This is a genomic window from Hydrocarboniphaga sp., assembly GCF_965279055.1.
Taxonomy (GTDB): domain Bacteria; phylum Pseudomonadota; class Gammaproteobacteria; order Nevskiales; family Nevskiaceae; genus Hydrocarboniphaga.
This window is the reverse complement of sequence record NZ_OZ257125.1, coordinates 465,451-479,503: the sequence shown is the minus strand read 5'-3', so window position 1 is coordinate 479,503 and position 14,053 is coordinate 465,451. Positions and strand designations below refer to the sequence as shown.

15 protein-coding genes and 2 tRNA genes are annotated in these 14,053 nt (G+C 66.1%); 6 read left to right on the top strand and 11 right to left on the bottom strand.

Going from position 1 to position 14,053, the window contains the following annotated elements:
• Nucleotides 1-12 precede the first annotated feature (12 nt).
• The 3 genes from csrA to ACQZF9_RS02280 all read left to right on the top strand — a co-directional run bounded on the left by csrA (nt 13) and on the right by ACQZF9_RS02280 (nt 600).
• Nucleotides 13-207, top strand: coding sequence for a carbon storage regulator CsrA (gene csrA, locus ACQZF9_RS02290; RefSeq protein WP_428311660.1), 195 nt, complete (start codon nt 13-15; stop codon nt 205-207).
• A 158-nt stretch (nt 208-365) separates the two neighbouring features.
• Nucleotides 366-458 (top strand) — tRNA-Ser (locus tag ACQZF9_RS02285).
• Between the two features lie 65 nt (nt 459-523).
• A tRNA-Arg gene (locus ACQZF9_RS02280) sits at nt 524-600 on the top strand.
• An 81-nt stretch (nt 601-681) separates the two neighbouring features.
• Here the strand turns inward: ACQZF9_RS02280 and ACQZF9_RS02275 are convergent.
• From ACQZF9_RS02275 to pgl, 5 genes are read right to left on the bottom strand one after another with little or no spacing between them, the layout of a single operon-like run.
• A complete protein-coding gene (locus ACQZF9_RS02275; RefSeq protein ID WP_428311659.1) occupies nt 682-900 on the bottom strand; it encodes a VF530 family DNA-binding protein in 219 nt (72 codons plus the stop codon).
• Complete coding sequence (locus ACQZF9_RS02270) at nt 900-1,679, bottom strand: SDR family oxidoreductase (protein WP_428311658.1); 780 nt, start codon at nt 1,677-1,679, stop codon at nt 900-902. Before ACQZF9_RS02270 ends, ACQZF9_RS02275 begins: the two co-directional genes overlap by 1 nt.
• Before the next feature lie 27 nt (nt 1,680-1,706).
• Nucleotides 1,707-2,621, bottom strand: a complete 915-nt coding sequence (locus tag ACQZF9_RS02265; RefSeq protein ID WP_428311657.1) for a bestrophin family protein — start codon at nt 2,619-2,621, stop codon at nt 1,707-1,709.
• Between the two features lie 31 nt (nt 2,622-2,652).
• Complete coding sequence (gene pyk / locus ACQZF9_RS02260; protein ID WP_428311656.1) at nt 2,653-4,086, bottom strand: pyruvate kinase; 1,434 nt, start codon at nt 4,084-4,086, stop codon at nt 2,653-2,655.
• 30 nt (nt 4,087-4,116) lie between these two features.
• Nucleotides 4,117-4,827 carry a 6-phosphogluconolactonase gene (pgl, locus tag ACQZF9_RS02255; RefSeq protein WP_428311655.1) on the bottom strand — a complete coding sequence of 237 codons (711 nt, stop codon included), beginning with the start codon at nt 4,825-4,827 and terminating at the stop codon, nt 4,117-4,119.
• A gap of 182 nt (nt 4,828-5,009) precedes the next feature.
• Between pgl and ACQZF9_RS02250 the strand changes: the two genes are divergently transcribed.
• On the top strand, nt 5,010-5,915 hold the full coding sequence (locus tag ACQZF9_RS02250; RefSeq protein ID WP_428311654.1) for an isoaspartyl peptidase/L-asparaginase family protein: 906 nt from the start codon (nt 5,010-5,012) through the stop codon (nt 5,913-5,915).
• Between the two features lie 171 nt (nt 5,916-6,086).
• Entirely contained in the window at nt 6,087-6,974 is an 888-nt protein-coding gene (gene rpoH, locus ACQZF9_RS02245) for an RNA polymerase sigma factor RpoH (RefSeq protein WP_428311653.1), read from the top strand.
• Nucleotides 6,975-7,116: 142 nt separating this feature from the next.
• Here rpoH and malQ read toward each other — a convergent pair whose 3' ends face one another.
• From malQ to ACQZF9_RS02215, 6 genes are all read right to left on the bottom strand, one after another.
• The gene (gene malQ / locus ACQZF9_RS02240; RefSeq protein ID WP_428311652.1) at nt 7,117-8,625 is read right to left on the bottom strand and encodes a 4-alpha-glucanotransferase; all 1,509 of its coding nucleotides are present in this window, start codon (nt 8,623-8,625) and stop codon (nt 7,117-7,119) included.
• A gap of 7 nt (nt 8,626-8,632) precedes the next feature.
• Nucleotides 8,633-10,309 carry a glycoside hydrolase gene (locus ACQZF9_RS02235; protein WP_428311651.1) on the bottom strand — a complete coding sequence of 559 codons (1,677 nt, stop codon included), beginning with the start codon at nt 10,307-10,309 and terminating at the stop codon, nt 8,633-8,635.
• 64 nt (nt 10,310-10,373) lie between these two features.
• Complete coding sequence (gene cyoE / locus ACQZF9_RS02230; protein WP_428311650.1) at nt 10,374-11,264, bottom strand: heme o synthase; 891 nt, start codon at nt 11,262-11,264, stop codon at nt 10,374-10,376.
• Nucleotides 11,265-11,271: 7 nt separating this feature from the next.
• On the bottom strand, nt 11,272-12,255 hold the full coding sequence (locus tag ACQZF9_RS02225; protein WP_428311649.1) for a COX15/CtaA family protein: 984 nt from the start codon (nt 12,253-12,255) through the stop codon (nt 11,272-11,274).
• Nucleotides 12,256-12,355: 100 nt separating this feature from the next.
• On the bottom strand, nt 12,356-12,955 hold the full coding sequence (locus ACQZF9_RS02220) for a hypothetical protein (protein ID WP_428311648.1): 600 nt from the start codon (nt 12,953-12,955) through the stop codon (nt 12,356-12,358).
• Between the two features lie 20 nt (nt 12,956-12,975).
• Nucleotides 12,976-13,698 (bottom strand): SURF1 family protein, encoded by a 723-nt coding sequence (locus ACQZF9_RS02215; RefSeq protein ID WP_428311647.1) that lies wholly within the window; start codon nt 13,696-13,698, stop codon nt 12,976-12,978.
• 60 nt (nt 13,699-13,758) lie between these two features.
• Between ACQZF9_RS02215 and ACQZF9_RS02210 the strand changes: the two genes are divergently transcribed.
• Nucleotides 13,759-13,968, top strand: coding sequence for a DUF2909 domain-containing protein (locus tag ACQZF9_RS02210; RefSeq protein WP_428311646.1), 210 nt, complete (start codon nt 13,759-13,761; stop codon nt 13,966-13,968).
• The last annotated feature ends 85 nt before the right edge of the window (nt 13,969-14,053 follow it).

Here is a 14,053-nt window from a genome sequence, read left to right as displayed (position 1 = left end):
TGGAGAGCAGACATGTTGATTTTGACCAGGCGGGTCGGTGAAACGGTGATGATCGGTGACAACGTGGCCGTCACGGTCCTCGGCGTGAAAGGCAACCAGGTGCGCGTGGGCATCAAGGCCCCGAAAGACACGCCGGTGCATCGCGAAGAAATTTTCGAGCGCATCCGCCGCGAAAACGACGATCTGCCGGCCGTCGTCAACGGCTAGCACACGGGTTTTGCGGCGCGCTCGCTGACGCATGACCCGCAAGCCGGGTCGTGCTTCCGACGATCTTCGAAAATCCTCAGTAAGTGCTTGTCCGGCCGGGCCGGGGTCGCTACAATGCGCGCCCTCGCCGGTGGCAGCCGCATAGCCCCTCGGCATTCGGAGAGATGGCCGAGTGGACGAAGGCGCGCCCCTGCTAAGGGCGTATAGGGTTTATAGCCTTATCGAGGGTTCGAATCCCTCTCTCTCCGCCAGTTTGCATTGGCAGCAAGAAGCGGCTTTCTTGTAGAGTTTGTTGCAGTACCTGCAAAGTTTTTGCGGGCCCGTAGCTCAGCTGGATAGAGTACCTGGCTACGAACCAGGTGGTCGGGAGTTCGAATCTCTCCGGGCCCACCAATATTTGGTGGATGCGTTCATGAAAAAGCTCAATGAGTCCGCTCATTGGGCTTTTTTTATTTGGGACGCGCGCCGATGGGCTCAGCTGCGCATCGCGATGTACAGCTGCTCCAGCTGCTCCCGCGCCCAGGGGGTTTTGCGCAGGAACTTCAGGCTCGATTTCACCGACGGGTCGTTCTTGAAGCAGTTGATGCTGATGCGTTTGCTCAGGCCGTCCCAGCCGTAGTACGCCACCAGCTCCGTCAGCGCGGCCTCGAGCGAGACGCCATGCAGCGGGTTATTGGGCTGCCCGCCGCTCATTACAGGACACCGCCGTAGGCACCGCCGTCCAGCAACCAGTTCTGCGCGGTGATGTAGCTCGCCTGCTCGCTGCACAGATACGCGCAGGCGGCGCCGAATTCCCGGCTGTTGCCATAGCGGCCGGCGGGAATGGTCTGCAGCTGGCGTTGCCGGATTTCATCGGCGCTGACACCGGCAGCGGTGGCGCGCGTCTGCACCAGCGCTTTCATCCGGTCGGTTTCGAACAAGCCAGGCAGCAGACTGTTGATGGTCACGTTATTCGCGGCGACCTGGCGCGCCAACGCCGACACCGCGCCCGTGAGTCCGGCTCGCGCGCCATTGGACAAGCTCAGGTTGCCGATCGGCGCTTTCACCGCCGAGCTGGTGATGTTGACGATGCGGCCAAAGCCGCGCGCGATCATGCCGTCGATCACGGCGCGGATCAGTGCGATCGGCGCCAGCATGTTGTTCTCCACCGCCTGCTGCCAGTCCTCGTGGGAAAACTGGCGGAAGTCGCCCGGCGGCGGCCCGGCCGCATTGGTCACCAGAATGTCGGGCGCAGCGCAGGCCGCCAGCGCCGCCGCACGGCCCTGCGCGGTGGTGACGTCGCAGGCCACGGCGCGCACCGAAACGCCGCTGGCGCCGCGAATCCGCTCGGCGGCCGCCTCCAGGGATTCGGCGCTGCGCGCCAGCATCACCAGCTGGACGCCTTCGGCCGCGAGCGCCTCCGCACAGCCGTAGCCGAGTCCGCGGCTGGCGCCGCATACCAGCGCGGTTTTTCCTCTGATTCCGAGATCCATGCTTGTTGTTCCGGGTGATGGACTGCGTCAGCTCAGTACGAAATTCAGCGGTTGCGCGGCCGGTGGCAGCGAGGTTTCGCCGAGCATTTCGCGCAAGGCGGTTTCGACCGTCAGGCTGATCGCGTCCAGCGCCAGGTCGTTGGGCTCCAGACCGAACGGCTCCTGGATCTCTTCCGCCAGCGCATCGAGCGCGAAGAAGGTGTACGAAACGAACAGCACCACCAGCGGCGTCATGTCGCCGATCAGATCGACCAGGCCGAAAGGCAACAGGAACGCGTAGAGATAAATCGTGCGATGCAACAGCACCGAGTAGGAAAACGGGATCGGCGTACTGGCGATGCGCTCGCAGCCGCCCAGCGCGTCACCGAGACGGCCGAGACTGCGATCGATAGCGACGGCCGCGATATCGCTCAGCTCGCCGCGCCTGCGCCAGGCGGCGATGCGTTCACCCAGGCACAGCAGGACCATCGCCGGCGGAAAACGTGAGCCGGCAACACGCTGCTGCCAGTCCGGCGGCAGCAGGCCCGCAGTCTGCTGCGACGATTCGGTTCCACGTAGCTGGTGGCGCAAGGCGTGCACGAACGCGATCAGGCCATACACGAATTCGCGCTGCGCGCCGGCATCCGCATCACACAGGCTCAGGCTCTGCCGCGTCGCGCTGCGGCTCTCGTTGAGCACGCTGCCCCAGAGCTTGCGCGCCTCCCAGTAACGCTCGTAGCTGACGGTGTTGCGAAAGCCCAGGAAGATCGCCAGCGTAATGCCGAGCAAGGTGAACGGCACCGCCGTCAAGCCGATCTTGAGCCCGAACACATGACCCTGCGTCAGCGTGACGGCCACGGCGATCGCGGTGGCGATGCCGAGCTGCGGCAGGATCGTGTAGACCACCGAGCCGCGCCATACGAACAACATGCGCACCCAGTGCATGCGCCGGCGGACGATCATCTGTTGGGTCCTTGATGATGATTACGGGACACTAGGGTTTGGCCTCTCCACCGATCTGCGCAACACGCAACAGATTGGTCGTGCCTGCCGCGCCGAACGGCAGGCCAGCGGTGATGACGATGGTCTGGCCGGTTCGCGCGAAGCCTTCTTCGCAAGCAGCCCAGGTGGCGAAGTTGGTCATCTCGGTGACGCTGCCGACGTCGGCGGTCATCACCGAATGTACGCCCCAGACCAGCGTCAGGCGATGCGCGGTGCCGGCTTCCGGCGTCATGCCGATGATCGGCGCCCGCGGCCGCTCCCGCGCGACGCGCAGCGCCGACGAGCCGGAGTTGGTGTAAGCCACGATCGCCGCGACTTTGAGCAGCCCGGCGACGCGATGCACCGCGTAGCCGATCGCGCCGGCGATATCGGCCTGCGGCGGCGTCTCCGAGGCTTCCATCATGTCGCGGTAGTACGGGTCGCCCTCGGTCTGGTCGATGATGCGGTCCATCATCCTCACCGCTTCGATCGGATACTGCCCGGCCGCGGATTCGGCCGACAGCATCACCGCGTCGGCGCCGTCGTAAATCGCGGTGGCGACGTCGCTGGCTTCGGCGCGCGTCGGCACCGGCGCGGTGATCATCGACTCCAGCATCTGCGTGGCCACGATCACCGGCTTGCCGATGCGCCGGCAGCTGCGGACGATGCGCTTCTGGATCGCCGGCACCTGTTCGGCCGGCATCTCGACGCCGAGATCGCCGCGCGCGACCATCACCGCGTCGCTTGCTGCGACGATCGCGTCGAGATGACTGATCGCCGCCGGCTTCTCCAGCTTGGCGACGATGCCGGCGCGACCCTGCACGATCAGCTTCACTTCCTCGATGTCTTCGGGCCGCTGCACGAAGCTCAATGCGATCCAGTCGACGCCGATTTCCAGGCCGAAATCCAGATCGCGGCGATCCTTCTCGGTCAGTGCGGAAATCGGCAAGGTCACGCCGGGCACGTTGACGCCCTTGCGCTCGGACAGCTTGCCGCCGGTCAGCACGCGCGTCTCCGCATAGCGATCGGTGAAGCGCTCGACGCGCAGGCGAATGCGGCCGTCGTCGAGCAGCAGATCGGTGCCTTCCTGCAGCGCCGCGAAAATCTCCGGATGCGGCAGCGCGACGCGGTTGATGTCGCCGGGAACGTCGCGATCCAGGTCGAGCCGGAACGCGGCACCGGCGAGCAGATTCACCGGGCCGTCCTTGAACGTGCCAATGCGCAGTTTCGGCCCCTGCAGATCCATCAGGATGCCGATCGGCCGGCCGAGGTCCTTTTCGATTTCGCGGATCGTGTCGAAGCGCGCGCGATGATCCTCGTGCGCGCCGTGGCTGAAGTTCAGCCGGAACACGTCGGCGCCGGCGCGAAACAGCGCCTCGATGACTTCGCGGCTGGTGCTCGCCGGGCCCAGCGTGGCAACGATCTTGGCGTTACGGTTACGACGCATGCAAATTCCTTGTTGGGTTCTGCTCGCCGCTCAAGGCGACCAATAGACGTGCACCGGCGCCGTGCTGTTCAGCAGCACTTCGCCGATCGGCAGCGGCGGCTGCACCGCGACCGCGCGCTCGATCACCGCGCGCTTGGAGTCGCCATTGATCGCGACAAAAATCGCTCGCGCGGTCAGGATCGCCGGGAAGGTCAGTGTGATGCGCGCGTGCGGCGCGGTCTGTGGCCGCGTCGCCGCGACCAGCTGCGTCGACACCATGGCTGCAGCTGTCTCGTCGGCGCAGGGGAACAGCGAGGCAGTGTGGCCGTCGTCGCCGACGCCGAGCACCAGCGCGTCGAACGGCCGCGGAATCGCGGCAACGGCGGCTTCCGCTTCGGCAACGCCCTGCTCGGGTTCGGCGTGCGCGTTCTTCAGCGGCACCAGCCTGGCGCCGGCTGCTTCGTTCTTCAGCAGATGCTCGCGCAGCAGGCGCTCGTTGCTGTCGGCGTGATCCGGCGCCACCCAGCGGTCGTCGACCATGCCGACGACGACGCGCGACCAGTCCAGCTTCAGCCGCGACAGCTTCTGGAAGAACGGAATCGGGCTCTTGCCACCAGACAGCATCAGCGAAGCCTGCGGCCGTGCCGAGAGCGCCTCGCGCAACAGGCCGGCGACGGCATCGGCCAGCGCCTGGGCGCCGGTGTCGGCATCGGGGTACAGATGCTGCTGCACGGCGGCCGGCAGCTTCATCGGTGAACTCATCCATGAACTCCGTGGTGATGGCGGGCTGCAGTTTGCCATTACCGTGTTTCGGGAACCTGTAGGAGCGGATCCTATCCGCGACTCGAACCTGGCAGAGCACAGTCGCGGATAGGATCCGCTCCTACAGGTTCGGCGGCAGCGCCTGCGTTAAAGTGACCGTCAATCCCCCGCTTTCCATTCCCATGATCCGACTCGCTCTCCACGGCGGTGCCGGCGACCCCGCTCCCGGCGCGCCTACCGACCAACCCGAACACCGCGAGGCGCTGGCGCGCATCGCCGCCGAGGGCCTGGATTGGCTCAAACAGGGGCGCAGCGCGGTCGACGTGGTCGAGCGCGTGGTCGAGCTGCTGGAAGACTGCCCGCTGTTCAACGCCGGCATCGGCGCGGTACTCAACGCCGACGGCGTGCCGGAACTCGACGCGGCGATCATGGACGGCAGCAGCCGCGCCGGCGGCGGCGTCAGCGGCGTCAGCCGCACGCGCTCGCCGGTAAAGCTGGCGCGCGCGGTCATGGAACGCAGCCCGCACGTGCTGTTCGCCGGCCCCGGTGCCGAGGCGGTCGGCCGCGAACTCGGCCTGCCGGAAGTCGAGCCGGGCTTCTTCGTGATTGCCGAGCGCGTGCGCCAGCTGGAGCAGGCGCGCAAGACCGGCAGCATCGTGCTCGACCACGACGCCGCCTTCGGCACCGTCGGCGCGGTGGCGCGCGATGCGCAAGGCCATCTCGCCGCCGCCACCAGCACCGGCGGCCTGACCAACAAGCGCCCGGGCCGGGTCGGCGACTCGCCTATCCTCGGTGCCGGCACCTATGCCGACGACCGCAGCGCTGCGGTCAGCTGCACCGGCACCGGCGAATGCTTCATCCGCGCCGCCGCCGGCTTCCAGATCCATGCCCGCATCAGCTACGCCGGCCAGGACTTGAAAAGCGCGGCACAGGCCGCACTTGATGACGTAAGGGAACAGAACGGCCGCGGCGGCCTGATCGCCATCGACCGGGACGGCAACGTGGAACTGCCGTTCAACTCGCACCTGATGTATAGGGCCTGGGTGGGAGCCGACGGTGTGGTCCGCGTCGGTCTCGGGCCGGATTGAGGCGACGCCGTGCCGATTGACCGGTCGATTGATTCCATCAATCGCCGGCTTTAGTAATTCCAAAGTGCATTTGGGGGAACTCGGCGTAGGCTTAGCACTCTACTTATGCGACTGCCAGCATTCTTGCCGCCAGTCGTAGAATGAGCCGCAAGGCCAAAGGGGATTACCGCCATGACGACCACGACAACCACTGCCCTGAAGCTGCGCCCGCAGGCAGCGCTGTCGCCCCTGTCCGGCAGCGTTGAAGCCTATATTCAATCGGTTAGCCGCATTCCGCTGCTCGATCCGGCGGAAGAGACGCGGCTCGCCCGCAAACTGCACGACGAGCAGGATCTGGGCTCGGCGCAGCAGCTGGTGCTGTCCAACCTGCGCTTCGTCGTCCATATCGCCCGCGGTTACATGGGTTACGGCCTGCAGCTGGCCGACCTGATCCAGGAGGGCAACGTTGGCCTGATGAAGGCGGTCAAGCGCTTCGACCCGGACGTGGGCGTGCGCCTGATCAGCTTCGCGGTGCACTGGATCAAGGCCGAAATCCACGAGTTCGTGCTGAAGAACTGGCGCATCGTCAAGATCGCCACGACCAAGGCGCAGCGCAAGCTGTTCTTCAACCTGCGCTCGCAGAAGACGCGCCTGGGCTGGATGTCGAAGGCCGAAGTCGAGACCATCGCGCGTGACCTCAAGGTAAAGCCGGAAGAAGTGCTGCAGATGGAATCGCGCCTCGGCGGCCACGACATGAGCTTCAGCGCCACCTCCGACGACAGCAGCGAGGAAGGCTCCTACGTGCCGGAAGATTATCTGGCGGTCGAGGACGGCGGTTACGCCGAAATCGAGGACGCCGGCTGGCACGAGCAGCGCGAGACGACGATGAAGAACGCGCTGGCCGCGCTCGACGACCGCGCCCGCACGATCCTGGCGCGCCGCTGGCTGTCCGAGGATGGCGCCAAGGCCGGCCTGCAGGAACTGGCAGACGAGTACGGCGTCTCCGCCGAGCGCATCCGCCAGATCGAATCGGCGGCGATGAAGAAGCTGCGCAAGGCGATCGAGGCGATTCCGGCTTAACGCTGGCGCTGACGTAAAGAAGCCCTCCCGATGAAAATCGTGGAGGGCTTTTTTGTTGCTGAACCTGTAGGAGCGGATCCTATCCGCGACTCTGACCTGCCAAGTGTGAGTCGCGGATAGGATCCGCTCCTACAGTCGGGAATCACAACCGGTTGTAGAGCCGCGCCAGCTCCTTCAAATCCGCCTTGCGCGCGTCCTTCAGCTGCGACCACTCGAAACGCCAGCGCCAGTTCTCCTCGCCCATCGTGCCCGGTGTGTTCATGCGATTGCCTTCACCGAGCGCGAGCACGTCCTGCATCGGAATCACCGCGAGCCGCGCGACCGAGGCGTAGACTGCTTCGATCATCGCGTCCGGCATGTCGACGCGACTCGTCGGCAGATAGCGCGCGACCTCGTCCTTCTCGGCCGCCGTCAGCGCCTCGTACCATTCGAGCGTCACTGCGTTGTCGTGCGTGCCGGTGTAGGCGACGAAGTCGGTGGCGAAGTTGTGCGGCAGATGCAGGTTGTCCGGGCCGCCGCCGAAACCGAACTGCATCACGCGCATGCCCGGCATTGCGAACTGCTTGCGCAGCGCCTCGACTTCGGGCGTGATTTCACCGAGATCTTCCGCCACCAGCGGCAGATCGCCGAGATGCAGCTGCACCGCGCTGAGCAGTTCGTCGCCCGGTGTCTTGACCCATTTGCCGTCGATTGCGGTGGTTTCGCCGGCCTGGATTTCCCAGCAGGCTTCGAGCCCGCGGAAGTGATCGATGCGCAGCAGGTCGAACAACTCGCGCTGCGTTTTCAGCCGCGTCAGCCACCACGCGAAATCATCCTTGCGATGCGCAGCCCAGCGATACAGCGGGTTGCCCCAGACCTGCCCGGTTTCGGAGAAATAATCCGGCGGCACGCCAGCGACGACGGTCGGCTGGCCGGCGCGATCCAGCTGCCACAGGCCGCGATGGCTCCACACGTCGGCGCTGTGATGCGCGACGAAAATCGGCAGGTCGCCGAAAAGGTACACGCCGTTGCGGTGCGCGTAGGCGCGCAGATCGTTCCACTGCGCGAAGAACACGAACTGTTCGAAGCGCACCTGATTCATCGCGTCGGCATGGTCGGCCAATGCCTGTTCGTAAGCCGCGCCACTGCGATCGCGCAGCACCGGCGACCAGTCGGTCCAGGCCGCGCCATCGTGCAGCGCATTGAACGCGGTGAACGCCGCGTAATCGTCGAGCCAGGCGGCATTGCGCTCGCAGAAGGTCTTGTGCCGCTTCTTCCACGCCGCGTCCGCATCGACGGCGAAACTCTTGTAGGCGATGCGCAGGCTGGCCTGCCGATACGCCGGTGCCTCGGCCGCGGTGATGCTCGGGTCGACGCCACCGAGCCAGCCGCGATCGACCAGCCAGTCCAGGCTGATCAGCAGCGGATTGCCGGCGTTGGCCGACAGGCTGAAGTAAGGCGAGCCGTCGGCATGCGTCGGATTCAGAGGCAACACCTGCCAGATCGAAAAACCGCTGGCCGCGCAGAACTCGACGAAGCGATAGGCATCGTGGCTGAAGTCGCCGTTGCCCAGCGGCCCTGGCAAGGACGTGATGTGCGCGAGCACGCCGGCGCGGCGCTGGCCGAGCATCGCTTCTTTTGCGGTCAATTTTTTCGCGGGTGTGGTCGTCATGCGGAACTCAGGTATTCGCGCGCATCGTGCCGCCGGCGGCCGGGTCGCCCTGGCCCTGGCTCAGCACCGCAGCCAGCGTCTGCGGCGGCGGCAGACCGAGCATCTCGAACAGCCGGCGCAAATGCAGCCGGTACAGCGACTCGAAATCGCTGACCGCGCGGCCGGGGTTGTAATCGCCCAGCCACCAGAACCAGTCCGAGGCTTCGCAGACCGCGAGTTGCCTGTCGATGGCGGCTCGCGCTTCGGTGCTGAACGGCGTCGACGCCGTTACCGAGTCGTAGGCCTTTTTCGCGTCGACCAGCAGGTCCCAGCCGCGATTCTTGTCGGCTGAGCCGATCCAGGTCGAAAACGTGCCGTAGACCCAGCTACCAGCGGTGAGTCGCGGCAGCGTCGCCGAGGCGACGCCTTGCGCGAGCGCATCGCGCACCGTGGTCAGCTCGAGCCGTGGATGATGGGCGAGGCGGCGATACAGCGTCGACAGCAGCCAGTACGCGTTATGCGGATAAAACTCCCAGGCGTTTTCGCCGTCGAGATAGATCAGCACCAGGCCTTCGCTGCCCTGCTCGTCGGCGCGTTTCTCCAGGCGTTTGACCAGATCGTCGATTGCATCGTCGGCATGCCAGGTCTGGTACTGGAAGCCAACCGCGTCGGACAGCTCGTCGTCGCGGAACAGGCAGGACAGTTCGCGCTTGCCGAAGTGGATCGGCCGACTCGGCGGATAGGCAACGCCAGCGTCGCGCACGCTGTGCGCGAGCACGTTGGCGCCCGAGGCGGTCCACTGGAAGCCGAAGTCCGGCAGCAGATCGAGCGTGGCTTCGCTGATCGAACCCTCCGAGCACCAGCAGCCGACCGGCCGAAAACCGAAGCAGCGCTCGAATACCGCGAGCCCGCGCTCGAAATGCCAGCGCGCGCGGGCTTCGCCACCCGGATAAGCGGGCGATTCCGGCAGCGGCGCATCGGGCATCGCCTCCTTCGCCGAGTTCAGGTCGAGCATCAACGGCACGATGGGATGGCCGTAAGGCGTGATCGTCAGCTCGACGCGGCCCCTGTCGGCGAGCTGGCGATAGCGCGGGATGATGCCGCTGCATATCTCGCCGATCAGCTCCAGCAACTGGCGGCGCTGCGCCAGCGTAAAGCTGCGGCCCTGTACTTCGAGCTGCTGCACGAAGTCATTGCTGCGCCGTATCGTCTCGCCCATCCAGGCGATGTGCAGCCAGGTCAGCGTGTCGGCGATGTATTGATCGGAAAGATATTCGGCGAACGCCGGCTCGACGCGCGCCTGCTCGGCGATCCTGAACAGCTGGTGATACGCCGGATAACGCTCGATCAGCCGCTGCTGGTGCGAACGCAGGCCGGCTTCGATCAGCGCCAGCCTCGAAGCCGCGTCACGCGGATAAGTCTCGGCGACCAGCGCTTCGAGTATCGGCTCGCACAGCGGCTCGCCGGATTGAACAAAGCCGGCGATGGTCGCGGCACGGCCTTCGATCTGCTCCAGCAGCAGCGGCGCGAAGTTGACCACGGCCCTGGCGCCGGGATCGTTCTCCAGGTGCGCGGCCATGTCGGAGTAATCCTTGATGGCATGCAGATAAGTCCAAGGCAAGGCCGAGACGCCGTTGGCCGGATCGCGGTACTCGGGCTGGTGCATGTGCCAGCCGACGACGACACGCAGACGCTGCTCGCTCATTTCGTCCTTGCCTGCTCAGTGAGAACCGAAAGCTTAGCAAGCACGACACGCGCCGTTAGGTTCCCTAAATGAACGCCCTCAGATAATGATCCGCCAGCAGCGCGGTGAAGATGCCCATCAGGTAGACGATGGAGTAGCCGAAGGTCTTCATCGGCAGCCCCGGCCGCGGCGCGAACTTCATCAGCAGCGCGTAGCGCATGAACACGAAGTTCAGCGCCACCGAGCCGATCAGGTAGATCAGGCCGCTCATGCCGATCAGCACCGGCAGCGTCGTCACCAGCACCAGCAGGATGGTGTACAGCAGCACCTGGGTCTTGGTGTATTCGATGCCGTGCGTGACCGGCAGCATCGGCACGCCGGCCTTGGCGTATTCGTCGCGGCGCTCGATCGCCAGTGCCCAGAAATGCGGCGGCGTCCAGATGAAGATGATCAGGAACAGGATCAGCGAATGCGGGTGCACCTCGCCGGTCGCGGCGACCCAGCCGAGCACCGGCGGCGCCGCACCCGCCGCACCGCCGATGACGATGTTCTGCGGCGTGGCGCGCTTCAGGAACAGGGTGTAGATGCCGGCATAGCCGACCAGCGCGAACTGCGTCAGCAGCGCGGTCAGCGGGTTGACCAGGAACCACAGCACCACGAACCCGGCCAGACCGATCACGGTCGCGAACGCGATCGACTCGGTCATGCCGAGCCGGCCGGTGACCAGTGGACGGCCGCAGGTGCGCGCCATGTTGGCGTCGATGCCGCGGTCGATGATCTGGTTGATCGCCGCCGCCGAGGCCGCCTGCAGCGTGATGCCGAGCGTGCCCCAGACCAGCGCCGCCAGCGGCGGCAGCAGCGGTACCGCGAGGAACATGCCGATGATCGCGGTGAACACGATCAGCATGACCACGCGCGGCTTGCACAGCTCGTAGTACTCGTTCAACAACGACGATTCGGCGGCCAGCGTTTTCATCCCCGGCTCAGATCGACGGCGCCGAGCGCAGCCGCTGGTTCAGTACCAGCAGGCAGATCAGGAACAGCGCAGCGCCGGCGTTGTGTGCGGTGGCCAGCGCCAGCGGCAGCTGCCACCACACCGTCGCCAGGCCGAGCGCGACCTGCAACGCCAGCACGCCGAGCACCGCATAGCCGTAGCCACGCCAGGCGCGCAGCCGCAGCAGCACCACCGCCAGCAACAGCATCGTCACGCTGACGATGCCGGCGCCGAGCCGGTGGGTCCAATGGATGGTGACGCGCGCGCGCGCGTCCAGAATGCCGTGCTCGTAGTTGATGCCCAGGCCATGCCACAAGGTGTACGCGGTCCGGTAGTCGGTCTCGGGGATGTACTTGCCCTGGCAGGTCGGCAAGTCAGGACAGGCCAGCGCCGCGTAGTTGGTACTGGTCCAGCCGCCCAGAAAAATCTGCAGCGCGAGGGTCACCAGCGCGAACGTCGCGAAGCGCAGCAGCGGCCGCGGCGCGTTCGCGGCCGCCGGCGTCGTGGTCGAAAGCCATAGCCATAGCAGCAGCGACAAGGTGGTCAGGCCGCCGAGCAGATGGCCGGTCACCACCAGGGGCTTCAGCAACAGTGTCACCGTCCACATGCCGAGCGCGCCCTGGAACATCACCAGGCCGACCAGAATCCAGGGCATCACGCGTACCGTTTTGCGCGCGCCCTTGAGCCGCGTGCTCCACAGCGCCAGCGCGACGATCAGCAAGCCCAAGGTGGAAGCGAGATAGCGGTGAATCATTTCCTTCCAGGCCTTGTGCGTCTCCACCGGACGATCCGGGAACGCGGCCTGCGCGTTGGCGACGTCATGGCTGGCTTCGGGCACGCCGACATGGCCGTAGCAGCCCGGCCAGTCCGGGCAGCCGAGGCCGGCATCGCTGAGGCGCACATAGGCGCCGAACACGATGACGACGAAGCAGAGGACGACGGTGGCCAGATTGAGGCGGCGGAACCAGAGCATGGGGATCGTTGATGCCTACAGCGAAGGGGAGCGGCCCCGGGGGCAGCGGCCGACATTTTAGCCGGCCGCGGCGGGCGCCGCCGTGGGGACCGGGGCTGCGTCAGTTCGACGCCTGTTTCAACAACCGTTTGAAATCCTTCTGCATGCCCTTGAAGTCCTGCTGGGTACCGTGGTCGGCATAAACCATCATGTAATTGCCGAAGGGGTCGATCAGATAGATCGCCTGAGGGTCCGTGCTGCCGAAGAAGCGCGACCCGACCGAAGCGGACTCGGCCGGCGCGCGCAGCAGCAGGTCGGGATGCTCGGCGCCGAAGCGCTGCTGCAGGACGGCCAGCGCGGCTGCGTCGTCGACCAGCAGCACGCGCTGCACCAGGTCGCGGTTCGCGGCGAGCGCGGTGCGCAGCTGGCGGCTCAGCAGCACGCGCTCGGCGCAGGCCGCGGCGCAGTCGGCCGGCGCCAGCTGCAGCAGCGTCCACTTATTGCGCAGTTCTTCGGTGGTCGTCGCGCTGCCGTCGGGCTTGAGCCAGGTCCATTTCGGCAACTCGCGCAGCGGCGTCACCAGCTCGCCGTAGTTGGTGGTGCCGGTCGGACGCAGATGCGGGTAATGGAAGTACAGCAACCACGCGGCTATGAACGGCGTGAAGAACAGCACCGCGAGCAGGATCAACTGGGTACGGCCAGGGCCTTGCGGGCGGTTCATCGGAGGGCTTGCGGGACTCATCAGCGGACACGTCTCAGGTTGAGCTTCACAAACAGAAACAGCAGCGTCGCGGCAAACGCGTACCACTGCGCCGCATACGCGTAATGCCGCTGCGGCGGAATCGCCGCGTTGATGCGCCAGTCGCGCACGTAGCCGTCGGCGGCGGCCGGATCCAGCAGCAGCACGCCGGCCAGCGGCGCGGTGCCGAGATCCGCATAAAGGCATTGCAGATCGGCGACGACGGGATATTGCACCACGCGCGGCCAGTTTTTGCCGGCGCAGGCGTCCGCGGCCAGTCGCATGCCCGGCTGCGGCAACGGCCGCCATAGGCCGGCGACATCGCGCGGACCGTCATCGACCTCGGTAGCCGGCAGCTGGCTGCGGTCGCCATTCTCGGCGACCCAGCCCCGATCCACCATCAGCAGCGCGCCGTCGGCCAGCTTCAGCGGCGTCCACACGTGGTAGCCGGGGCGGCCGTCGTTGCCCTGGTTGTCGAGCAGCAGCTGGCGCTCGACCAGGTAATGGCCACGCGCCTGCAGGTGCGGCGCCTGGAACTCGTCGGCCGCAGCGGTCGCGCGCGTCAGCGGCTGTGTCGGCGCGGCGGCGGCGGCGTCCATCACCGCCTGCATCCGCGTCTTGTAGAAGCCGCGCTGCATCTGCCAGCTGCCGAGCACGATCAACAGCGCCAGCGCCGGAAACAGCGCGAACCAGGACCACAGCGGCGGCTTGAAGCGGTAGCGCATGCTCAGCCGCGCGGCCTAACATGGCGTATCGCGAAACCCGCTTTCATCTTACGGACCGGCATGCTCGTCAACCTGTTCATCGCGCTGTTCCTGATCGCCATCCTGGTCGCGTTGTTCGCCGGCGGCTACTTCGTGGTTCGCGATCCCAGCAGCAAGCGCCGCGCGTTCTGGGCGCTGAGCTGGCGCGTCGGCCTGCAGCTGGCACTGCTGATCTTCCTGGTCGTCGCCTTCCTGATGGGCTGGATCAAGCCGCATCAGTTGGGCGGGTAGCTTGTTTCAGACTTCACCCGCCCCCGTTCGTCCCGAGTAGCGGGCGAAGACCGCGTATCGAGGGAGCGGACCGCCCTTCAAATTA